Annotated in this window: 17 protein-coding genes and 1 pseudogene; 2 read left to right on the plus strand and 16 right to left on the minus strand. The window is 57.4% G+C overall.

Translation table 11 applies throughout. From position 1 onward, the window contains the following. Positions 1-4: 4 nt before the first annotated feature. The 7 genes from ASE71_RS27720 to ASE71_RS37465 form a co-directional block, all read right to left on the minus strand. Positions 5-1,729: a UvrD-helicase domain-containing protein gene (locus ASE71_RS27720; protein WP_082566383.1), complete on the minus strand. Its 1,725-nt coding sequence runs from the start codon at positions 1,727-1,729 to the stop codon at positions 5-7. Then, on the minus strand, positions 1,726-3,582 hold the full coding sequence (locus ASE71_RS27725; RefSeq protein ID WP_060520059.1) for an ATP-dependent nuclease: 1,857 nt from the start codon (positions 3,580-3,582) through the stop codon (positions 1,726-1,728). Before ASE71_RS27725 ends, ASE71_RS27720 begins: the two co-directional genes overlap by 4 nt. Before the next feature lie 217 nt (positions 3,583-3,799). Continuing rightward, positions 3,800-4,690, minus strand: coding sequence for a hypothetical protein (locus ASE71_RS27730; protein ID WP_060520057.1), 891 nt, complete (start codon positions 4,688-4,690; stop codon positions 3,800-3,802). A 25-nt stretch (positions 4,691-4,715) separates the two neighbouring features. Further along, on the minus strand, positions 4,716-6,011 hold the full coding sequence (locus ASE71_RS27735) for a HEPN/Toprim-associated domain-containing protein (RefSeq protein WP_060520055.1): 1,296 nt from the start codon (positions 6,009-6,011) through the stop codon (positions 4,716-4,718). A 3-nt stretch (positions 6,012-6,014) separates the two neighbouring features. Further along, positions 6,015-6,965 (minus strand): nucleotidyl transferase AbiEii/AbiGii toxin family protein, encoded by a 951-nt coding sequence (locus ASE71_RS27740; protein WP_060520053.1) that lies wholly within the window; start codon positions 6,963-6,965, stop codon positions 6,015-6,017. Next, positions 6,955-7,800, minus strand: a complete 846-nt coding sequence (locus ASE71_RS27745; RefSeq protein WP_060520157.1) for a type IV toxin-antitoxin system AbiEi family antitoxin domain-containing protein — start codon at positions 7,798-7,800, stop codon at positions 6,955-6,957. The genes ASE71_RS27740 and ASE71_RS27745 overlap by 11 nt, the downstream gene beginning before the upstream one ends. Positions 7,801-8,197: 397 nt before the next feature. Next, complete coding sequence (locus tag ASE71_RS37465; RefSeq protein ID WP_274533439.1) at positions 8,198-8,332, minus strand: hypothetical protein; 135 nt, start codon at positions 8,330-8,332, stop codon at positions 8,198-8,200. 304 nt (positions 8,333-8,636) lie between these two features. Here ASE71_RS37465 and ASE71_RS37170 point away from each other — a divergent pair. Further along, positions 8,637-8,792: pseudogene (locus ASE71_RS37170) on the plus strand (restriction endonuclease); the annotation flags it as partial. A gap of 199 nt (positions 8,793-8,991) precedes the next feature. Here ASE71_RS37170 and ASE71_RS27755 read toward each other — a convergent pair. The 9 genes from ASE71_RS27755 to ASE71_RS27795 all read right to left on the minus strand — a co-directional run bounded on the left by ASE71_RS27755 (position 8,992) and on the right by ASE71_RS27795 (position 21,102). Beyond that, a complete protein-coding gene (locus ASE71_RS27755; protein WP_060539267.1) occupies positions 8,992-9,765 on the minus strand; it encodes a matrixin family metalloprotease in 774 nt (257 codons plus the stop codon). Further along, complete coding sequence (locus ASE71_RS35320) at positions 9,762-11,003, minus strand: S1 family peptidase (protein WP_082566381.1); 1,242 nt, start codon at positions 11,001-11,003, stop codon at positions 9,762-9,764. The genes ASE71_RS27755 and ASE71_RS35320 overlap by 4 nt, the downstream gene beginning before the upstream one ends. 157 nt (positions 11,004-11,160) lie before the next feature. Beyond that, a complete protein-coding gene (locus ASE71_RS27765; RefSeq protein WP_060520045.1) occupies positions 11,161-12,999 on the minus strand; it encodes a cytochrome c in 1,839 nt (612 codons plus the stop codon). A 2-nt stretch (positions 13,000-13,001) separates the two neighbouring features. Then, on the minus strand, positions 13,002-14,192 hold the full coding sequence (locus tag ASE71_RS27770) for a catalase family protein (protein WP_060520042.1): 1,191 nt from the start codon (positions 14,190-14,192) through the stop codon (positions 13,002-13,004). Positions 14,193-14,222: 30 nt separating this feature from the next. Further along, a complete protein-coding gene (locus tag ASE71_RS27775; protein ID WP_060520040.1) occupies positions 14,223-16,022 on the minus strand; it encodes a di-heme-cytochrome C peroxidase in 1,800 nt (599 codons plus the stop codon). Between the two features lie 58 nt (positions 16,023-16,080). After that, positions 16,081-17,436: a peptidoglycan-binding domain-containing protein gene (locus ASE71_RS27780; protein WP_113588675.1), complete on the minus strand. Its 1,356-nt coding sequence runs from the start codon at positions 17,434-17,436 to the stop codon at positions 16,081-16,083. 38 nt (positions 17,437-17,474) lie between these two features. Further along, a complete protein-coding gene (locus ASE71_RS27785; protein WP_060520035.1) occupies positions 17,475-18,698 on the minus strand; it encodes a S1 family peptidase in 1,224 nt (407 codons plus the stop codon). After that, a complete protein-coding gene (locus ASE71_RS27790) occupies positions 18,698-19,546 on the minus strand; it encodes a hypothetical protein (RefSeq protein WP_060520033.1) in 849 nt (282 codons plus the stop codon). The genes ASE71_RS27785 and ASE71_RS27790 overlap by 1 nt, the downstream gene beginning before the upstream one ends. A gap of 5 nt (positions 19,547-19,551) precedes the next feature. After that, the gene (locus ASE71_RS27795; protein ID WP_082566380.1) at positions 19,552-21,102 is read right to left on the minus strand and encodes a DUF2272 domain-containing protein; all 1,551 of its coding nucleotides are present in this window, start codon (positions 21,100-21,102) and stop codon (positions 19,552-19,554) included. Between the two features lie 494 nt (positions 21,103-21,596). Here ASE71_RS27795 and ASE71_RS27800 point away from each other — a divergent pair, with 494 nt between their 5' ends. Further along, complete coding sequence (locus ASE71_RS27800) at positions 21,597-23,300, plus strand: phospholipase D-like domain-containing protein (RefSeq protein ID WP_060520031.1); 1,704 nt, start codon at positions 21,597-21,599, stop codon at positions 23,298-23,300. Positions 23,301-23,602: the final 302 nt, after the last annotated feature.

The raw sequence follows: 23,602 nt of genomic DNA on the forward strand, positions 1-23,602 counted from the left end.
TGGGCTAGAGTGCGATAAGGTCGACCGAGCCGCCCATCCCAACCATCAAATCCCGGAGCCGAGGGGCCTGCGTCCGGGGCAGAGCTATCGCCAACAGGCGCTGAGCCCGAGACGCTCCCACATAGATCTTGCGCGCTTCCTCGTTATCGATCGCGCCATCCCCTGTCAGGAAATCGACGATGCCCTTCGCAGTGCTCGGCGACATCACCACGCAGATCGCCGGAAACTCCATGCCCTTCACGCTATGGATTGTCCGCGCGGCGTGGCCAGATGGGGGCGCGACCGACAATGCCTTGTCCAGATCGCCATTGCGGCGAAGCCGCTGATTGATGGACAGCCCCCCTGCAGGCAGCAACGGCGCGAGCAGACGGCGCGCCTCATCGTGCCACGCCTCGGCGGTCGCGAACCGCTCCGGACTGAACTTAAGGGCCTGCGCTAACGCCAGTGCGGCGGGCCGCCACGACTCCGGGCTGACTTCAGCATCCGCCAGATGCTGGTGATAGGTCCTTCCGCCCATGCCGCCACCCAGTTCGAGCATGATGCGATGGATGGCGACAAGGGCCTCCTTGCGACCCCCAATCTCAAACGAGAAGTGAAAATCGCTCACCGCGATGGCAAGCCTATAACTCAGGTCGCGAATGCCCGTATCCTGGGGATGTCCTAGCGCGTTCGCGCCCGTCCGTCGTGTCGCCGAAACGACAGGGCAATCCTGCGCCTGAAACCCCATCGCACGGACGAGCTCTTGGAACTTCGTACCGATGGTCGAGGGGACGCTCCTTCCTGGATAGGACAGGATCTGAACTGCCTGCGGTTCGTCGCGGTACTCCCCCATGGCTTCGTCGATCGCAGCGCGCATATTTGGCGCCCGTAACGCCACCACGCCCTTCGTGATGTGCGTGCTGGATCGGAAGTTTCCGCTCATGGGAAGGCGCTCGGCTTCGCTGAATTTCTCCGCGAATTGCGCAAGCTCGCGCGTCACGCCGCCGCGAAAGCCGTAGATCGCCTGGTTGGGGTCGCAGATCACCTTCACGGGCACGCCGGCTGCCCGCAACCAGTCGATGATCTCCAAATCGGCAGGATTGCAGTCCTGTGCCTCGTCAACGATGAGCTCAAGGAAGCGCGCCGCAAGCGCCCGTCCAATGACGGCACCCCGCGCAGGATCGCGCAATCGGGCGAGCGCCATGGACCGGGCATCAGTGAAATCGAGTTCGCCGCGCTCCAGGAAGCGCGCTCGCGCGTTCCGTGCAGCTGTTTCATGCGCCCTGAGGTTCCCGCGAAAACCATGGCGCAGAAGCAGTGCCGGGATTGCCGTGCCCGTTGCGCGATCGAAGCACTCCAGTGGCAGCGCCTGTGCTCCGGCGAAGGGCTGAATTATGCGATCATCCTTATCCGGGATGAGCTTCGGCTTCGCGGCGCAGCCGTCGATCCCGAAGGGTGCGATGAGGAACTGCCAGAGAAACGCATCGAAGGTCCCGATGAAATGGGGAAAGGCTGGCGTTTCGACCAAGCCCTCCCGGCGCAGCCGATCATCCAGCTCTGAGACCGCAGCAATCGTGAAGGACAGGAAGGCGATAGCGCGACCCGTGGCCCCACCGTTCAGAAGCTTGCGCGCTCGCTCGACCATAACCCGGGTCTTGCCCGCCCCCGGACACGCCGCGATGAACGCAGAACCGGGATGCTCGATCACGCGATTCTGCTCATCAGTGGGCTTGAACGGTGCGGTGATCATTTCACGAGCGCATCGATGGCGGTCTGCAAATAGGCAGGTACTGTGAAGGCCGCCCCGTTATTGATCTCCTCGGCGACCAGCTGGGCAAAATCACCTTTGCGCGTCGACTCGAACAATTTCTGAATCGCCACCGCCTGCGCAGCTCCGGCCTGCCCGGCCGCAGCGTCCCATTTGTCAGCGGAGCGCGGGTGAAGCTTGACATAGGCCCCCTTCAGGAGAGCCCCGTTTCCGGCCCGCACCAATTCCGTCTCAAGCGAATAGTCGTTGATGACAACCTCAAGGAGATCGCTCGCGCCGAGCTTTGCACCGACCGCCTCCAGATCGCGCTTGCGTCCGGCGCCTGGCGTCATTGCCCCTTCCGCAACTTCGCCACCGTCGCCGTCCGTCAAGACGACGAGCCGATCCGCGATCCGCACTTCATTGTAGGGAGACAGGAGCAATTTGGCGTAGGGCTCAAAGTCGACGCCATCGATCGGGACGAAGACCGCCGACCGAAACAGGCGGAGCTTCTCCGGTTCGGCCTTCAGGACGACCTTCTTCGCGATGACCGGAAGCAGAAGCGCCTCAGCAATGCCCTCTACGAGAAGCACGCGACCACCGAACAGGAGCGCCGATTTGGTCACGTCGAGATAGCGATCGACCTTACGACGCTCGACGGGATCGAGTTCCAACGCCGTGAGCGGAATGCAGCGCGTTTCTCGTCTCGGCCTGCCCACCGGCATCACCGGATTCGGCTCGATTTCCGGCATGATCTCGGCGGGGACGCCGGCGAGCGCATGCGGCTCTTCCTCGGCAACAGCCGCTTCGGCCACAGCCGGCGCGGGAAGGAACGAACGGAAAAAGACGAGCTTTTTGCTTTCCACCCACGCCGACAGGTTCGGCGAATGGGTCGCTACGATTACCTGCAGCTCACCCGCGGGACCGTGGTTATCAGCGCGTGGCTTCCGCGATTTCTCGGCCTGCTCGTCAAGAAAGCTGAGTACAGCCGCCTGCAGCTGGGGGTGAAGATGAGCCTCTGGCTCCTCGACTAGGAAGAGCGTCAGATCAGCGTCGTTGACCTTCTCGAGTTCTACCGCGATCGTCGCCATGTAGAGCAGGTTCGCGTAGCCATGGCCGGAATAGCGGAGGTCTTCGGGTTCGATACCGTGATCGGCGAGCTTGAAACGGAGGTCCCGCGCGATATCGATGAGCTTCTCGTCGTTCGCGAAACCCAGAGATGCGGCTTGGCGACGAACGCCAGCCGTCAGCGCGCTCAGTCCGACTTCGACGGCGCCCCCGACCCTGCCGAGGATTTCAGATTCCGCGCCGCGCCGAAGCGCCTTAGCCAGGGCTTCCGGTTTTTCCCCTTCGAGGAAGTGGTTCAGAAGTGCGTAGATGCGAGTTGGATTGCCCGACGCCAGTGCGCGCTTCGCATCACGCAGAGGCGGCAAGTAGACATGCCGGATCATGTCATGACATCCGGGCTCCGGATTGCCTTGCTGATGCCCGCCCCACAAGACCGGACGCTCGGGGAAGCGGCCCGTGGTCTCATCATATTTGAGACCGAAAACGCAGCCCAAGATTGCGGCGTCGGTCGCCGCTGAAATCATCCGGCCTTGTTGCGCCGGGTTCAACTCGGTGAAGGTCGCGGTTAGCTCGAACTTTCTCTCGTCGCTACCAAATCGGATGTCCGTCGTCTCGCAATAAAGTTCCCGGCGCCCACCAAGCGGCGCCGTCAAAAGCCGTATCGCATCAATGGCGTTGCTTTTTCCGCCGTTGTTTTCTCCAACAAGGATCGTCAGATCCTTGCAAAGTGGAATTTCGGACTGACCAAAAGAACGAAAATTATTGAGACTTAGATTTTCGAGATACATGCGCCCTCCGGTCCAGCGGGTACTACCGACCGCGCGAATCTTTATTGTATTTGAGCAAAGGAATAGGCGGTCGCCAATAGTGCCCCGCTCCGAACTTGGCGAGCAAGGACGTTGCCAGAGGAGCGACTGCGCAATTGAGGCCGATCTCGCCCGGTCTCAGATTGCTGAGCCGAGGCACACCAGGTCCCTCGCACCCCGCCCGTTGCAGGGCGCGCGACTATGGTCCGGTGACTGAAACAGCGGCGAAGCGCGTTCCTTTCAAGGCGGCGATGGTCGCGTCTCTATTGCCGTCCGGAGCGACATGGACGCCGGTCAATTGCAGATCGCAAAAACCATTTGGCTGGTCGATCGGGATCGGCCAGTAGTCGGAGGTGCCATCGTTTCGGGCGAGGTCAATACCCTCCGGATGCCGTTTGACGAGAAGCCGGACCTCGTCTTCCATTGCAACGGTCCAATCCAGATAGAACGCGCCGGCGCGCGAGATTGTCCAGGGATTGAACGGAGGCTCTCCTGCAGCTCGCAGCGCATCGTTTATTTCTTGTAGGAGTGTCATCGACCCACCGGTTTCGTAGTAGATCGGCCGAAGCGCGGCGGCGGGTTTAGGTGAAACTTTGAGTTCGAGACGTACTCCGGTGCCCCCGCCAAATGCTCCCCACATCAGCAGAGGATCCTTTGGAGGAATCCGCGTCGGGGAGGCATAAAACAGGTCATCCGACAGGGTCTTACAGAGCTCTTCACCCTGTGACGGGTCTAGATAGCCATCAAGTGCGTGGGTCTTGGCGAATGCCTTGAGCTCTCCACCCTGGCCAAGCCGGTTGCGGACCGGATAGAGCCGAAGCTCGCCCGAGGAGACAATCCCCTGAAATCCGCTGAACCCGGTATAGTGGTAGACAGTGCTCGGTGTGGGCTCATGTGGAAACATGAAATCCAAAACGGCTGCCGAAAGGCGGGCAGGTTGGGGCGTGAGTTCGATGATCACCTTCTCGCACAGGTGAAAGTCCATGCGGTTCATGGACACCACAATTCCATGGCGAGCGAGAACGCTGCGGAAAACATCGACGATCCTGTCGCGTCGGGCCAACTCGACAAGAATCGGTGCTGCCGTCATGTTTCGTCCTTCTGAGGCCTTGAGGTCAGTGCGGGTCTGCCGCGCTTAGCAGGGAAGCCGCGGCAACCATTGCATCAAGTATCTGATTGAGCTTGGAGACGTCATACTTCCCGGACGGCAATTCTTGAGCGTCCTGCTTCATGAAGTGGCGGTCATAGGATTCCTTGTGCTCCAAGGCGCCGTGCCACAATCCTATCTCGCGCTTGAAATTGCTCCAGATCACCTGCGCCGGCGGATAGTCCGGCAAATTTAGGTCGAGGTAGCATTCGATCGCCGCAGCGCGACCGTTGATATCGCAGTTGCTGAGCCCCTCCGGGCCAAGTGCGGGAAAGCTCCTCAGTTCTTCGATATCAGGCAATACCATGCTTCGCAGATTCGCCGGCATCTTCAACTCGTTGAGCTTCCGGTAAGCATCGATCCCCTCCGCATCGTTGTCGAGCAGGAAGAGCACTTGGTTCTGGATGTCGATCCGGACCAGCCCCTCAGCAAACCGGACCAGATTGCCGGTGCCCCAAAAGTGATGCCGCTCATCGCCATCGATAAAGCGGAAGAAATCTGCGACGTCAGGCCGAAGCAGCTCGAGCGCGCGACGCAGAATGCGAGCATCTGACGCGCCTTCTGTCGCGACCAGGATCGTCTGTTGTCGATCCGCGCCGGCGACAAAGGCCCTTCGCTCGACCCAACCCGCAGTCACGATATCGCCGAACTGCCATACCACCTCGGCTTCCGCATTCCGTGGATCCTGGGCGAAGATCAAGAGCATCGAAGCGGCGCTGAGGATGCAGACCTTTGCCGACAGGTAGCTGGCCTCGGACCAATACGAGTCAGAATTCTCAGTCCAGGGAACACGGGCAAATTCCTTCGCGTGCGAGGCAAAGCGCCCTTGTGCAACGATGTCGCGATCCTTGGTCTCGTACTCCACATAGCCCTGTGCAAGGCTCGCCAGGGGGAATTGATTGGCGAGCGCGCAGAACTCCTCAAAAGTGAGATACTCCGGCGTCCGTCCGTCTGACACCATCTCGATAATGCCGGCTGCGTCGGCCGCGACAGCCTCGTACTCCGATCTGGCGGTCGCCAAGCTATGGCCAAGGATCTGCAACCTGGGAACGAGACGCGACAGCGAGCGAACGAAGGAGAGCTCGCTTTCCGCGAGTTCGCCTTCCTCCTCAGGATGAGCGGCGTAATAATCGTAATCTATGCCGTCGCACGGCCGACGCGCCAAATCCTCGCTCTGAAAAAGATAGCCGTAATCGGGCCCCATATGGTTCTTGGCATAGGAGAGGGAAACGCCACTCACCTTGAGTTCAATCGAAGTGCCCATAGGTCAGCTCTTATCGCTCCCCGAATCCGTGTGAATCTGTGACACGATCTCCTCGATCTCACGCCGCTGCTCGGTGTGCTTCCCTGGGTTCTGAGTTTTCAGCTTTTCGAGGTTGAGCAGCTTCCAGCGGACGGCCGGCAGCTCTGCCGCTTGTGGCAGCCCGATCGCTTCGAAATCTGGTTCGCCGTCGTGCAGTGACAGCAGGAAACGCATCGGTTTGTCGTCGAGCCGTGCGAGGATATCCGCCATCATCCGGGTCCTCGCTGCCTTCAGATCGTCGAGGCCGACGGGCTCGATCGTCATCCCCTCGAACTCCTTCAAGAAGGCTTCGTCGAGGTCTGCGAGCGAAGGCCTGACCAACTCGTGCGGCGGGCGCCCTGAGCTGGCGACATAGATCAGGAAAGTCCGGAACAGGGCGTCGGTCAACCCCTCGTTTTCATAGAGGAGCTTCACATCGAACAGGTCTCGTGGATGCTGCCGGTCCACAGCCGCGTGCAGCTTTCCGCCGAACAGGTCCTCGAACGAGACGACCTGCATCTCGGCGAAACCGAATGCGTCCTCGACGGCCGCGCTCACACGTCGGCGTTCGGGCGGATGGACCGTTCCTCGCGCAACGGGTGACGTCTCGATCTTGATCTCGGCATTTCCCTGACGGACGAGAACGCGCGTGTCGTTGTTTCCGCCGCCGGCGATCCGCTGGACGCTCACACCGCGCAGATTGCGCATCAAGTCTTCGCGGATGTGTTCCAGTGTCGTGTCGATGTACTTCAGCGTCGTTTCACGGTCCTCGATCGGCAGGTAGGTCAGGTCGATATCGACCGAGAGCCGCGGCATGTCGCGATAGAAGAGGTTGATCGCGGTCCCGCCCTTCAGGGCGAAGGCCTCGTGACGGGCGATGAAAGGAAGGGTCCGCACCAGGAGATCGACCTGGCGCATGTATTGTTCACGGGCCATCCGGGGCCTCCTTTGGTATCAAGTGGGCCGGGACTGTAATGCGATAGATCGGGTGCAGCCGGCCGCCCGGCGTCAGCGCCCGGTCGCCCTTGCCGAGATCGACGGATGAGATGTCGATGTGCCGGCGCCAGGCATGATTGTGCTTGTCGGCAAACACGAAGAAGAGGCGCTTGGTTTTGACGCTCCGGCAGAGGGTGAGGAGCGTCGTCAGCAGTCTCGGGCGCAGATTGGCGAGGCTCTCGAACGCCACGTCCACCTTGTGGAAACTTTCTCCCTTTGGGACCTCGTCGAGCATTTCGAGGATCGCGCGTTCGGGAGAGGACATCGGCATCGGCCAGCGCCACGGACTCTGTGCCAGCTCCGGATCCTCGTCGTTGGATAGGTCGAAATCTGCGTTTTCGACGCCGACCACTCTTTCGCCGAACAGGACGTTGCTCCTGGTCTTCACCTCCGCGTCCGTCCGCAGCTTCGATAGCCATGGCGGGATATCAGATCCGTACAGATAGAGGGCGAATTCGCCGCCGAACGACAGGTAATGAGCATGTCCCCGCAAGGATAGCGAGCTCGCCCCGCCGACATGAAATTCATGCCGCATGAGCCAGACGGCCGAGAGCAGGGGTATTTTCCAGCCTCCGACGGCTTCTGTATTGGTGTCCGAGGAAAACGGGCGGCGATACACACCCGACATTACCGGCTCAAGCCAGCCCTGTTTGACATAGCCTGAGACGGACTGCCGCGAGATAGCATGACGCGCCATCCACCCCGAATCCACGAGGAAGCCAGGGGGGACTTGCTGGAGAAGCTGCTTTAGCTTTGTCTCTGATTGTCCACTCATGTTTGACATCATGGCATAAAGTTAAAGTTCGTGCGACTCCAACTTTACAGGGCGCCAAATTTGTCAATTCAGGATTGACCGCATGCGTCGGTCTCAAAGTAGAGGTTTGGTGGGCGTTCCCTGCAGACCCGTCTGTCGGCATAGATAAAGCCCCTGTCGGCTCTTCACCCATCCGGGCAGCCATCCCTTGGTGCTTGATCAATAGGCGTGGTCTGAAAACTTGGCGGTGAGCAAATCGAACAGTCGGCGGTTCGATTCCCCTCAAGGCGAGGTATAGGAGACATCGGGACGGGAGGCATGTTGCCGGCTTCTGGTCGTCTCAGTCGGTTAGAGAGTTCGCGTGACTGCCCTTGATCCGTCTAGTAAGCGTTCAGCCAATGGGATGCCCACAACAACTTCATTTCTGTGTACGGATATCGAAAATGGCCATCGCCGCCCCGCCGGTGATCCAGGCCTGATTGCCATCCGACGAGAAGCCAAGCGTTAGGCTTGCCCCAGCCTGGCTTCCGAAATCGTTGAAGAACATAGCCATCAGTCATCCACAACGGCGACGTATTCATGGTCGCCAGGCATCGTTATCAGAGCATATTGGTCATCAGGGCTGATCGCAGGGAGGAGCATCTCGATCGAGCCGACGATCCAACGGCTGCGGCCTCCTATCTCGATGCGGTGAAGGGGCTGCTGGCCAAGTATCGATACGACACCTCGTTCGACTTGGCGAAGCGAGGCTTGAAGCTGGTGTCGCAACCGTCCGAGCGCTACGAGCTAACCCTGGCAAAGGCTGAGACGCTTGAGCAACTTTGCAGGATGCGCAAAACTCTGTCAGCCTATAAGGTCGGACGTTCCGCCGCCTCGTCGTTCAGGCCTACGACAAACGCTGTGCAATCACTGGCCTCAAGCTTATCAACGGCGGGGGACGCGCCGAAGTCGATGCCGCGCGCATAAGGCCCGTCGAGGCGAAAGGACCCGATATCTTAAAGTCGCCTGTCAGCAATGCGCCCTCATCTCGACTGTTGGGCATATATCCATTGTAGTGCCCAAGACGCAGACTCGCCAGTCGCACGCAATGAAGACACGATAGCCCATTTCTCTAGCTCTGCAATGCTCCCTAGGAGCTCAAACCGGCGACGGGTCATAAGAGCCTCCAAGTCAGCGCCTCAGTGAAGCAAACGCGGATTATGAGTTCGCGGCCTAGATTGCGGCTCCATACATCTTTTGAATGGAAAGGACGTCGCCATCACTTAGTTTCCAACCACCCGTCTTATAAATCCGGTTACAATAGTTCATTATCGAGCCCGGATCCCAAGGTGTGAGGTTGGTATCACCGTACGCCCCCTGTGGATGCTCAATGCATTCCCCTGGCGTATCGTTTCTGTTTTGCTCATGTGCAAGACCTAGCGCATGGCCAAACTCATGCACGGTGATGGCCAACACGCATTGTTCTAAGTTACTATCGCTTTTCACACACCACTCATCCGGAACCCATTCTTGCATCTCAAAGTTTAAGGTTATTCCTTGAGCCACCTTAGAGAGCTTCCGACCGAGAAACTTGGCTACGGGGCTCACATCGGCCACGTGGATTCTGATTGCTTCGCTGTTAGCATCGCACTTTCCCCAGCCCAAAAAGTAAACCGGCGCGACGGTCGACCATGTATCTTTGACAATCTGTCTCACCATAGACCGCCAACGTTTATTTCCCTCCGTGAACTCCTCCCAGCAGACGGAAATTCTAGTTGGCTGGCCTGGAAGGTGGGGCCATCTATCTTCCATAGCGCCATATCCGAAAGGCTCGTCGGACGGGCCAAGTCGGCTTAATTTGGAGTCATAGCCCATGTTCAAACTGGATAAACCGGGAGGGAACAGGTTTTTCCCAGCAACCGCACTGGGGCAGGCCGAGAATACCATCCATGCAAAGAAAAGATGGCGAATGGGCAGGAACAGAGTGGAGTTGTCGGGAACCATCATTCGGACCCTCCCTGCGACTCGAGCCTTGCAAGTATGTTTCTCAGCTGTTCGGAAAGTTCATGCATGTTCTGTTCGAGTTTATGTTCAATTTTCTCTAATTCTTCTGGTGAAGGCCGGGATTCTGTGGCTGTAATTACTTTAAGTTCGTAAAATTTTCCGTTCCAAATGCTACGGACTTCATGAAAATTAGTTCTGTATTCTTGATTTGCAATCGAATCTATATCCTGAGTAAATGATAAGATATTTTTCCCGCTGCCGGAATACTTGGAATCGTATTCCATCGTCGCAACTATGGCAGCTTGCAAGCGAGACGCAGACTCCATAAGTTTTTCTCTGACTATGAGCCAATTTTCTTGCGTTGGATTTGATTTATACATCACCAACATCGGCAAGATAATGTCGCCTTTTTCAATGATATCCCAATTGATAGACTTAAGTATGTCTCTGATTTCATTTGCTATCTCTACAGATGGCCGATCACCTGCTTCGCAGCGTTGTTTGGCCTGAGCTTCCGCTAAAATTTTGCTTATAAAGCGCAAGGGCAGAACGAAATTGTATCCCTGAAAATTGTTCTCACGAATTCCCGAAATACTCATCGCGAATACTTTACCTCGGGACGTAAGAACCGGCCCCCCACTCATGCCGGGATTAATATCTATCCCTACTGGATACTTAAAGGCCACCAGATTGCCCAACCGATGACCAGGCGCCGCGACGAGCGGCAGACCGGCGGGAAAACCAAAAGCAAACAAATTCTCGCTTTGTTTTGGCTCCGACGCGCAGACCTCAAGGAATTCTTGATCATTTCCATCCACCAGGTGTAACAATGCAGCGTCTTTATCTACGTCTATTGATATTAGGTCGAAGCCCTTTGGCGAGTTTCCTGATGACCCTATTCTGCCTTGGAGGAACGGCACGTCGTCTCGTGGTATTAGTTTCTTTTCGATGTCAGTGATGTCTGATTCTTTATAGAAAAGGTGCGCCGCCGTTACAGCAAAACCATCGGGCGAGACAAAGAAGGCCGTTCCTTTATTATCGACAGGAGATCCTGACGAAGTTTTTCCGTTCACCTCAATCAAAATAATCGCTTGTTTTGAGCGACTTTGTGTGAACGCATCAGGATCGAAATTTTCTTGCGCGCAGCCAAGTCCCGCCGAGGATATCCAGTACAAAAATACCAAACAACGAGTTACCGTGTGATCCATTCGCACGCGAAATAGTCTGAATTGTTTTGTCATGGCGCGCTACCATCGGCAAATGGCAGCGCCTCGCCCTTATCCATATCGGATAGGCTTTCAATGAGGGGCACTAGCCCTCTTTGTTTCGGCATGTACGTTTTGGAGGAAACGTGATCTCGCGGATATCCACAGTCGGCCATTAACACCGCTCCTCTTGTCAGAGAGTCTTGAGATATTCTATCAGATCGGCTGCGCCCTGCGGGTCGTCGGTCCAGTCGAGCTTGTAGCGCTTGCCATCACTTTCGACATCTCTGTCGTGGCCTCGGTGGTTCAGCGCCGGGAAGTCGGTGGTGTCGAAGGCTACCTCGCCATCGCTCGCCGGCTCTTGCCAGAAAAAGCCCATGTTCTCAGTGTCATAATCGAGGCGTCCGCGGACGAAACGGTCCGGCCTTTCGCCGGGGATCAGAAGTTGGCGCATCGTGGGCACGGAGCCGTTGTGCAGGTAGGGCGCGCTGGCCCATATGCCGCGTAGGGCGGTGGCGTTGTAGCCACGTTGGTTGACGGGCGGCCGCATGATCGCGGTGCCAAAATTCCTTAAGGACACGCCATGGTATTCGGCGCAGGGCTTGACTTGCCCGCCAGACATATCAAGCGCCAGTTCGGGCGGGCAGAACGTGGTATACATTTGTCGCGCTGACAGCATCAGCGTGGTGCTGACAACTTGGCTACGAGAAGGATCGGTACCAAGCTCGCCATACACCGCGCCGTTTCGCGGCTGGTGGCAACCGGCACAGTTCTCAGTGAAAAGCGTTTCGCCGCGCTTTGCTTTTTCGATCTCGATATCGAAGGGATATGGCGTCGCTGGCAGGCCGCCCAGCAATTGAGCCGCAAAGGCGGGTACGCGAATGTCCGGATCGTTCAACCCCATCGTCGTCGACGCGGCCAAATTGCGAAACATCGGGATTGGGATGTTGCCGTTGTACTGTCCGCCGCCGTTTATCAGTTGCTTCTTGCTAGGGTCCCATTCCACCGCGCGGGTATTTTGCTCCCAAACCGGCATGAAGTCGGTGATGCCCGGATGATCGGGAAGGATAATAGAACCTAGCCATGCACCGACCCGCTTCTTTAACTTCTCGTAGCCATGGGTGGCGCTGACTCCAGTGGCGTCGGCCATTCCCGGCAGACCGGTTAGCATCCGCTGTTGGTAGCCAGGATAGGTCTTGTCGAGGTAGTCGCCAAAGGCTCCAACAAAGCCCTCGGTATAATCGGCGAAGCGCGTGACATAGCGGCGGGCATCGGCCCGGAACAACGCCACCTGGTGTGCCTCGTAGTTGGCATCGTAGGTGCGCTCCCCGTACGCCCAGTTCTGATAAAAATACGTCGGCGACGATTCCACGGCCTTATCCAACGCCACCAGAACGGCGGCGGTCAGCTCGTCGATCTGCTCGCCGCGATCAGTCTTGCCGCCATATAGCTTGCGGATCGTGCGAGCGGTCTCGGCATAGTACTTGACGATGTTGAAGCTGCCATTCACCGCGCCGTCGATAAAGATTGTCTCACCGCTTGCATCAGTTACGCGGCCAATATGGCAAGCACCGCAGGTGAACGACGTCACGTCGACTTGGTCCGCAGGCGCCGTCGGGTCTAGGCCAGAAAACCCCACCCCCCGCGGCAGGAAGGTCTGTCTATTGCGAGGATCCATGAATAGACCGACTTCGGACAATAGTTTGTCGCCGTCTTTCCATTGTTCAGGCGCGAGCAACGGCAAAAGCCGTAAGATGATCAGCGCGGTGCCGTCGGTTTGCGAGAAGGGAAAGTCGGCGAACCAGTCGAAGGCAATTTTGTTTTGCTTAATGTAGGTTTCTTTGGCGGCATTGCGCTTGGCGCGTTCGATTGGCCAGTCGTCAGGCGTAGGTTGCACGTGAGGCTGACCATTGGGCGGTAGAAGCGCGACACCGGTGTGATCGAAATCGAGATAGCACTTAGTGGCGTAGAGCCCGCCTCCCGTGAAGGCCGCGACGACGAACGTGCCGCAGAGAATTCGTGCGATCGACATGATTATCTACCGTCCGTTGGCAATCCCGTTGAAAAAGTTGCGTCGTTCATACGGTGGCGAAGCTCGGCGATCGCCTGATAGACTACGCGGCGGGTACGGCTGATCATGCCGAGCGGACGATGGGCCGGCAGGCTATGCCATGGGTTGAAGCTAAGGTTCTCACAATAAGTGTTGCGCGCGGCCGTGTTAAAGGTTTGCTGGTGGATGGTCAGCACGCCGATGCGCTGGAACGGTGCCTCGGATTCGGACCATTCCGGGATTGCGTCCTCGACGCTGAGACCAGTATTGCCGCGGCGCTGAATCATGAATTCCATTTGGTAATTCGCCTTGGAAAGGGTGGCGACAAGTGCGGCACGAAGGAAATTGGGGTCAGCGTTCGGCGGGATGGTGCTGGACGTGGGGCCGAGCGGTCGGGCCGAAAATTTGACCGCCTGCCGACCCTCGCCTTCGCCAAGTTGCGACGGGACTACCGACCAGTAACGGGTCTCGAGCGGATTGGCGATCTTCTGGCGTAGCATGTGGAAGGCATTCATGCTGCCTTGCCAGCCCAGATATGTCGGGACAGCTGCTAATCGGAGGAACGAGCCGCTATCAACCGCCTGGAAGAAGCGGGTATAGTCGCGGGCCGAGTTGATGAAAAAGAAAGGGCTGGATATCAGGATGAAGTCCTGCGCATCAGGGTTGCCCGGATCGGAGAACAGCTTGTTGCCTGGCACGCCGAACAGTTTGATCGCCATGCCGCGGGTATCGCCGTTGGTATCTGAGGCGTTGGGGTCAGGAGAGCCGTTTGAGAAGCGCACTACGGCATCGTAGCTGGCGCCAGACTGTATGATGCCACCGATAAGCTCGGTCGGCAGAAGGGCGTCTAAAGCGAGCGTGGCGGTGACGCAACCATGTGCTTTCGGATGAGCGTCGCGGCGAGCGGTGCCAGCTGCGTAGTCGATTTGGACCTTGCGGGCGAGTTCATTGATTAGTTCGGCCGCGGCTAGGATTTCGTCGGGCTGTAGCACCTCACCCAGATACGCGTCAGGCCGGGGATAGATCGCTTCCAGCATTTCGCCGCGATATGCCTCGAGATCGAATGCTTGGGCATTCATCGGTAGCAAATCCTGCGTCTCGGGATAGAGGTCGTGGATCGCGAAGGCCGCTAAGGCCAGTACGATCAGCCCGTAAAGGATGTGCCTTCGTTTCATCAGTCCCCCTTCGCCCGGCGACTCTGGACATCATTCCTGTTTAGACTTCAGATATTCGAGAAGCGCCCAGCGGTCAGGGTCCTCGAGGTTGCCGACGCCGTATTCGTGGCCCCTGTTGCTGTTGCCCTCGATTAGCTTGCCACTCGCGTCCTTCACCCGAAAAATCGAGGCTTGGCCGTTATCAGGCTTTTCGGTGACATAGCCGACGTTCTTTGGATCGTAGGTCCGGTTGCCGACCCAGAACTCGGTCATGCGCTGATCTGCCGGCAGTAATAGTTGCCACAAGTTTGGCACCGAGCCGTTGTGGAGATAGGGGGCCGTCGCCCAGATGCCATCAAGCGGTCGAGCCTTGTAGGCGAGTATGCCGACGTTCGGCGTGTTCATGCAAAGCTGGCGGTCGTTGAAGCGAGGGTCGAATGGGCTAGGCGCTGCGTTGACTTCAGGCAGCCGCTCGATCCCGGCGAAGGTTAGCCCGACTTCCTTCAGTAAGTCGAGCTTGCTGCCGACCAGTGCACCACGGACCGTTGTGCCGAGCATACTGAACACTGGTGCCTTGTCGCCCAGGATATTACCCTCAAGATCCTTTGCGCCTTTCAACGGGCCGGTAGGGCCGTTATAGACATAGGCGTTGCAGGCCATCCATATGTCGGTGAGGTCCTCCGGCGGGGTGTTGATCAGCGGAATCATCCGTTCGGTCGGCTGGCCATCGACTTGCATGTCTGGGGTCAAGTGGCAACTGGCGCAGCGATTGCGGAAGACGGTCCGGCCGCGCGCCACTTGCTTTGGGTCGAGGTCTTCAAAGGCGTCGGGCCAGGCTGGCGGCTCCAGCTTCTGTAGCAGGATCTCCATTCGCATCAGATTGCGGACATCGACCGAAGAGTCATAGCCAATTAGCCCGCTGAGCAAAGATTTGTCTTTCAAGACGATATCGCCGAAGACGCCAAGCACTTCGCCGGTATTGCGGCCCAGGGCACCATATTCGACCCAGCCAGCGCCGATCTTGATGCGGCTGTTGGTCACCGAGCCGTTGTATTGGACCCGTTGCTGCTTCCAGATGTTCCACAGAAACGGGTAGCTGACCGGCGCGTTCGAGGCATTTCCGGCGTTCACCGGCGCCTGTGCAAACATCAACACCCGGTTGAGGATATGGCCCACCGCGTCAACCCGTCCATAGCCATATTTTAGTGGCTTCTGGTTCATCTGGTCGGTCTTTTCTTCCCAGGCGAGCAGCGAGGTGAAGGCCGCCTTCAGCATCGCGGCATTTTCTGGCGTGTTTCGTGGACCCAGGACGTCGTCGACAAAGCGCGTCCAGCGGTCAGCGTTGCTCAGCGTGCCTTTCATCGCCTTGTCGAGTCCCTCGACGAAGCTCTGGTAGTCGAAGAGACTAGGAGCGCCGTCGACTATATTGATCTGTCCCGCGACCGTGTAAGCGCCGGTATGGCACGCGGTGCAATTGAGGCCCACCCAAGGCTCGGCGGTTGTGTCGCGGTCGCCCTGGCCTTTGTACCAACGTAGTTTGGAGAAGCTGAAGTCCCTGTCCGCCTGCCGATCGATGGCCATGCCAATCGGATAGCTGCTAGCGCCCCCATCCGGCGGCGGCAAGAGCCCGTAGGAAGTGAGGTTCTCGATCGAGCTGAAGGGCTTGCCGTCCTCCATGACCAACGCGTCTAGCCAGGTCTTCGGGATCAGTCGCGAGCCCTGTGTGCCGTAATACATGGCCTCGCGCTCATCCTCCGTCCATCCCTGCCGGACGTTCTGGGCACTTGCGGCGCCAGCTGTCAGCGCCAAGAGGAGGGCGGCAGGGGCGAGGAGTTCGGGGCGCACTCTCATTTTGACGTTCCTTTTGGGGTTGACCGCGCTGACTTGCATGAAAGCGGTGCTACTGCGCTTAGAATGCCTGAAGCGTTTCGAAGGCCCTCTTGAGGTCGCGGTTGATGTCGATGGTGACATTGTTGCTGCGCTCAAACCGGTTGATGGCATCCAGGGTGCGGACACCGATTTGTCCGTCAATGGGGCCGACCGAAAAGCCCTTCTCAACCAATAGACGCTGCAGCGTCCGCGCCGCTTCGGTCCCGGTCACTTCGCCGCCGCCAGCATCAAACCGAGTGAGCGTGTTGGTTTGTGCCGAGACTGCGTAGCCATGCTGTCCCGAAGTCGTCATAAGCAGGCGATCTGGCGCCTCGTCCAGCAATAATTGGCCCACCTTTTCCAGCGTCGGCGGTTTGGCCTTGGGATTCACGGCGAACTGCTCAACCTGGCGCGAGTTGCGGTTACCGATCAAGATCACACCCATATCGCAGGAACTGGCAAGCAGGCCGGAGTTCACCTGCACCTTGGTGTCGTTATAGTATGGAGGGTTGAAAGAGCCCTCATTCTTGAGGTTGGTTTCGCTCAGCGAGACGATGTCGAGCGATTTAAAACTAGAGGCTGGGTCATACGTGGCCAAAAAAAGCTTACCGCTCGAGGCAACCAGGAACCAGGCTACGGCCTCGCCGGTGAGGCACGGGCGACTGGACAGGTTGGCCATCATAGGCACCGGAGCTGGATCGTCGAAGTTGAGGCTGCTCAGCTTGACTCCGGCCCCCTGGCGTTGGGTCGCGACCGCAATCAGCGACGGTGGTAGTGCGGTGTTAACGAACAGCGTCCCTCCTTCGGCAGTGCCGTCAAACCAGGCCTGGGCCACGCCGGTTTGCGCGTAGACGTCGGGCAGCGGGTCAGGCAGTGGTCTCGGTTCGCCGGGCCGCGACATGTCGAAGGCGATCACCGCTCCGGGGGCAGCTGATCCAGGAAGGCTGCCGACGACGAGGATGCCGCTCTTCGTTATCGTCAACGAGGGATGTTGCATCGGTACGCTGACTGTGATCCCGCCGACCGGATTGAGATCGGTGTTGAGCACCTCGATCCGAGTGAGGCCATTTTCCAGCGTCCCGCTCACGAACAACAGTGTCTGGTCAAAATTCGCCACCATGGCGCTGGGGACGATATCTAGATCCCGCGTGAAGCTGATTTGCAGCGTCGTCGCATCGAGGCGGAGGATCTTTCCTTTGCCGTCGGTGGCGCTAGCGGCGAAGACCATGTCATCGAAAGCGATGACGGCCGCCGGCGCGAAGGGCAGTGCCTGCGCGGCGCCACGGGTCAGCAGGCCGGTAGGGGTGAAATCATTAATCACGCCCGCCGCCGGAAGCGGTGCTAGTCCTGCGGTCGCCGCCAATCCCAGCAATACGATAAGTCGTCTCAGATGCATATTGGGCTGCCTTTCCTTGAACACCGCGTGGTGGGAGGCTATCTCTGGAAGTTCCAGCTGAACTTCGGTTCAATGATCAATTCGGTCTGGAAGAATGTTTGGCCGGTATCCGCGCTAATTCTGACGACTACGTCGCGGAACGGATCCCGAATTGTGGCGGGGCCGCCCTTATTTAGGATCACATCGGTCAGCTTTTTCTTGAACTCGTCCATGACGAAGGTGCCGGTGCGTTCTTCCGACTCGAGAGATTTTCGCGGCAGTGTCTGGGTGCTCCAAGTCACTTCCGGCTGTGCGGCGCTGGCATTGCCGGCGCTATCGCTACCGAACGTGTAGGGTTGGATTTTGACGCTGATCTGATCGATCTGAGGGCCGTCGCTGACGATCTTATGGTACTTGATCACCAACGTGCCGCGGTCGTCGTCGGTCTCGGCGGTCCAACTGAAGCTTTCCTTGATCTCGTCGACTGATTTTTCAATGTCGTCGATCCGGGCATTCAAGGGCGGGCTGGTCCTGGTTGCCTTGCCAAGCATGGTCGTCAGCCGTGCTACCTCTTCCTGCAACTTTTTCATCTTGAACTGACCGATCAGTTGAAAGGAATACTCGATCGGGATCATCAGCGACAGTCCATCATCCTCTCGCGCCGTGGCGCTGAGGATGCCGACGACAATGGGCGTGCCGCCTCGGTCGATGTAGACTGGGCTGCCACTGGCGCCGGATTTGGTGGTGCCGTTCAACGTCCAGGCGAAGGCGGCCATAGGGTTAGAGGTGCTGTTGAAATCGAGTGCCCGTTTTCGATAGCCGGTGATGTCGAATCCCGAGGTAAGTAGGGCCGGCGCATTCAGGTCGACGTCCTTGCTGTCGCCAATCTCAAGCGAAGGCGGCACGGGGATGCCGTTGTCGACTATCGCTCGCAACAACACCAGATCAAGACTGGCTAGCTCCGAAACGTAGACCACTTGGACGGTGCCGGTGCCAGTGCCTTCGAATTTCGCCTTGATTGAGGCGTTAGCGGCATTTGCTTTTTTCAGTTGGTCGAAAAGATGTGCCGTCGTCAGAATGTAGCCATCCGAGCCGACGAAGAATCCGGTACCGTTACCACTTACCTCTGTGCCGGTGAACGGCCCGATGCGGGCAGTTCCAGTCGTCGTCAACTGAACTAGGCTGTGTTCCACCTTCTGGTGCAATTGCTGTTCGGTGGCCTGCGCGGGCGCCGTGGCCAAAACAACCATGGAAACCAAAATGCCTGTTAGGAAGGGTCGCATCAAACTGCCCCATAAATCCTTTGAACGGCTGCGATGTCGAAGCCGCTCAACTCACCATTGTTAAGGAAAATATCGTTGCAATAGTTCATCACGGAATGCGGATCCCAAGGCGTCATGCCAATGTCAGTGCCGTTGTCCCCTTGCGGCCGCTGCGACCTTTGGCAATCGGCGGGCGCGTCGGGCCGGTTCTGCTCGTGCGAAAAGCCGATCGCATGGCCGAACTCGTGCACGGCACTAGTGCGGATGCACCACTGCCGTATATCCTCGGAGGTCAAGCAACCCGGTTCGGTGACGGTGTAGGTGAAATTAAGCACCATGCCGTCCCTTAGCTTATCAAGGTTCTTGCCAAGCTTCAGCACATGTGGACCGTCATCTTTGACAGCGATTCGGATGCCAACCGACTCCTCTTGACAGGCACCCCAACCCTCGAAGGTTAGCGCCGAGACCGCTTGCCAGGTCGCTTCGATGGTCCGTCGGACCAGGTCTCGGTCGGCGGCGAACTCATCGGAGAAGTTCTCCCAGCAGACGAAGAGCGTCTTGGTCGGCCATTTCGCGGCAAGATCAGGATAGGCGCGTTCAATGATGCTTCGCTTCTGCTCCTCGGTCAATTCCGAGAAGAAGGCTCCCGTATTTGCCCCTAAACCCAATCCAAACAACGCCCCGACCGATTGCTCCTCAATCAAGTCAGCTACACTTCCATTCAGATTGTCTCCGAAAAGCGAGCGTGTCGTAACCATCCGTTCCAGACGATAAGCGTCCTGCGCCTGCGCCTGCACCAAGCCCACTGAACCCAGATTAAGGCTTATGACGACTAATATGCAGATGCATCTGGCCATCCCCTCACTCATGGCCGCTAAAGTCCGGCCCTGTTTTTTAGAAGAGTAATGACTTTTTGACCTGGCTTGATGAAACCATCCGCGTCTAGGTCATACTCTTGGATATCGCCGCCCAACGAAACCGTGTCTCCAACATTGCCGCCGATGACCCGAACGACGTCAGGGGTAACCTCGACAACGACGTCGGAGTGACTGCTATACTCGGCGTGATTTTCGGCAAAGGAATATGTGAATTCTCCGGCGCCGCGGTTACGCTGAACGATGTCACCTAGTTGAGGTTTCTCCTCTGTAATACGGTAGCCCCAAAACGGTTTGTCTAACCGGTTGGTGACGCGTGCCTTGATGGCATTGTTCACAAAAACGGAGTGGCTCGATGCAAACTGGAAATTTTCGTAGGCAGGACCGGCGTTGCGCACAATCCAGGAAATAAACGCCGCCGACCACGGCACTTCTTCACCATTTGGATAGAGGCTGCGACCATCATATGGTTCACCGATCGCTGCCCACATTTCGCGAACATACCTATAGTATGGGTCCGCCTTCTCATCGGCTCGCCCTTTATCGAAACGCAACCACTCATTAATCGCTGAGCGTAGCAGTGCCTCGACCTCTGGACGGCCCGGTCTGCGTAGATATTTGCCGAAGACGACTCCTTCCTCTGTGCCGATCTTCACATTGCGCCAGTCATTTTCCGACGCACCACCGAGATCTATTACTGGCTCACCAATCGTAAGGTCACGGATGATGGTTCCATTTGGAGCAACGCGAAGTCGTAAACCCTCCGTTGTCACTAGCCGATTACTTCCAGCGCTCAAATCTGCGATGGCAATGCCAGCGCCGCCTCCCAACGTTGCATCGGCATCTCCGTCCCACGCGAGTGAGCCGTCTCCGGCGTCGTCCACCTGAAAGGCTCCCAATTCTTCGCGCGACACCCTCACCACATTGCGATCATAGCCAACACCGGAGCCAGGATGTGTCGCTTCGGGCGGCACTTGGCGCATTGCCCACCTGTTGGAGTAGAAGTATTGCTCGGTGCCGAGGAACAGCCGTGACATTGAAATCCACGGAATGGTGATCAGGCGTTCGGCCACTAATTTCGACAGTACTGCACCGCTGCCGTAGGCTCCGATCGCGAAGTCGCCGTCGATCTCGTCCTTAACTGCATTGAAGTATTCAAAGATCGGGCCGTCGATCTGCTCCGTTTCATAGTTGGCATCCACCGCGAACAGGATTGTGCTACCTTTTAGTTTCGGTTGACCGATTCGCTTTGCGAATTCCATGGCACTTTTCGCGTTTGCGATTCCCGCTTCCCGCGTGAAATTGGCGATGCTCCGACTACTGTCCTGGAAGACAGGCAGTATCCCAAATCCCTCTTTGGACAGGAATTTTGCTTCTTCAGGCGTGATTGTTTTTGGGCGGGCAGAGCTTGCGTAATAGCGAATGACGGTATCAACGCCATTTGATTTCAAATAGGATAAAAATCCTCGCCCAGCGCTATTGTTTAGGCGAACGCTAACATCTGCGGCGGACCAACCGTCTGCTCTTGCGAAATCTTCCGGGTATGACATTGCTCCCCCCTGAAAAATTTCTCGCCAGCTACTTTGTGCTCGCGGAAAGCAAGTGCTGATATTTCCATTCTCTTCAATGTAATTTCGCTTTTGCAATATACCGGCATCGCTGGACGCCAGAATACGTCGGCCTACTACCGACGATCTCTAACTGTGGAGACTTCCCTCTGATTATTAGCATGTACCGAAATTCACTGAATTTCAACCCTTAGTGTCGAATGGCTTGAGTTCCGCTTACCGGTAAGCCCGTAAATCGGGGGGGCATACGGACCGCTTTCAGTAGCGCTGACGCCACTTGCAGTGTGGTTTCTACATGCAGAATACCCTCGTCTCGAAATAGCGACGCGCTGCATTTTGGATGACTGGCTGCATTGATCCAACGATCACTTGAGATGGTTCCTCGGTGGGTCAAGTGTTCGAGTCCCTAGCTCGGTAAATTAGAGACTTGAAATACTACTAAGGATTGTTAATATCGACGGGTGGGGGAAACACGAATGCCGGAAATTACGCTTAAAGTATTTTCGAACGCCGACGATGTGCACCTGGTTTGGCGACATCGTGACGACATTCCGGGTTGCCTTGGTTTCGCCATTGAATGCAAACGCGGGGACGCTGCACCGAAATATCTTTCGAACCGGGTTGGCTTCGAGGACGACACTGAGGTTGACGCCCAAGGCGAGCGATTGACGTCACGTTCGTCGCAGGTCTGGCCGTTTCAGCGATATGACTGGACCGATCACGCGGCCGATCTTGGTGACGAGATCGCGTATCGCGTGGTTGCCAGAGTCTTGGGAAATGACGGCGCTCTGACGGACGGGCCGTCGAGTCCGTGGTCGGACGCAGTTACATTGAGTGCAGACTGCGGCGACGGTGTCAGCGTTCATTTCAATCGTGGCTATGTCCTGTCGCAGTTCATGGCGCGATACTTGAAGCGCAAGGGAATTACGCTCGCGCAGTTGAAAGAGACGGCGGTCGTCGTCAGTCAGCAGGTTGATCGCGAGGCCCGGGCTTTTCTCGGCGGTACATTGCGAGAGACGATGCTCAGCATGATGTACGAAGTGGCGGAATCGCAAACTTCTGAACTTCATGCGGCGTTGTATGAATTGAGCGACGAGGAGCTGGTAGGCGGGCTGGTTCGCATCGGCGACCGCGCTCACATCGTCCTCGCCAATGGCAGTGTCGATGAGGATGGGGAAGACGAGAATGCAGACGCCCGGGCGCGACTCAAGGCTGCGGGTTGTGTGGTCTACGACCGTTTCCTCGCGCCTCAAGCTTTGGCGCACAACAAATTCGTCGTCATCGGGCATACGGTCGGGAACCAGTTCTCCCCCGAAATTGTCTGGACGGGGAGTACAAACTGGACGCCGACGGGCCTGTGCACCCAGTTGAACAACGGCATCATGCTTAGAAACACTGATCTGGCTAAGCGCTACGAGGCGCAGTTCCAGCTACTTGCTGCGGCCGGCAATGGCGTTTCCGATGAATTGCTGACGTCGAACAATGATCCGAAGTTTGGCATTCCACTGGGCGACGCCACGGTGGATAACTGGTTCTCTCGATTGGGCGGTGAAGTCGACAACAAGGAGCTTGTGAAACTCGTCAAGGGCGCAAAGCAGGGTGTGTTCTTCGTCATGTTCCAGCCCGGAAACGAGCCTGTGCGAACGCTTCTGAAGATGCAAAAGGAGAAGAAACTTTATGTGCGCGGTGTGGCGACGCAATTCACCAGCACAGGTGCGGAAGACTTCAAGCTCCTGAAGGAGGATCTCGAGGAGTATTTCCTTGACGCCGCCCAGGATACGGGGGTCGGGAAGACGGTGGGGCAGTGGGCCGTCGAGGGCACGGCGGCGCAGTTTCGCACCTATATCGGTCACGCCATTACCCACTCGAAAATTCTGGTGATTGATCCCTTCGGCGATGACCCGATTGTCGTCACCGGATCGCACAATTTCTCAAAGTCGGCGAGCAGCAAGAATGATGAGAACTTTATCGTCATTCGTGGCCAGCGCGAGATTGCCATGCACTATGCGATCAACGCGATGCAGACATATAGTCACTACCGTTGGCGAGCATATCTGGAGGAATCCGAGCGCGAAGGTCGCGATCCTTTCCAGTATCTGTCACGTGATCCGAACTGGCAGCGCCGGCGCACATTTGGCGAGACCGAGCGCATGCTGGAGTTTTGGTTGCCGGAGGCATAGTGCTACCAGGATCCGGAATGCGCGCCGGCTACATGCAACAGGGTTGAGCGTTTCGGGAGTCGACAACAGTGGTGCATGCTGCAGCAACGACGACTGGTCGAAAAAAACGGCACGAGAATGTCCTGATTTAGTCCGACGATGTGCGAAAAGGCAAGCACGCCTAAAGACCTGTTGTGCCGCGCTTTGATACCATACACCTTGTAAGTGCACGAAACGTCAGGTCAGGGGGGCGAGTGACTGTGACCTTGCCCCCAAGTTTTATCCAGTTTTGAGTTTGCTCCAGCGGTTTTGGGTTGCTGTAT

The sequence above is a fragment of the Ensifer sp. Root954 genome, from assembly GCF_001429005.1.
In the GTDB taxonomy this organism is placed as follows: domain Bacteria; phylum Pseudomonadota; class Alphaproteobacteria; order Rhizobiales; family Rhizobiaceae; genus Ensifer; species Ensifer adhaerens.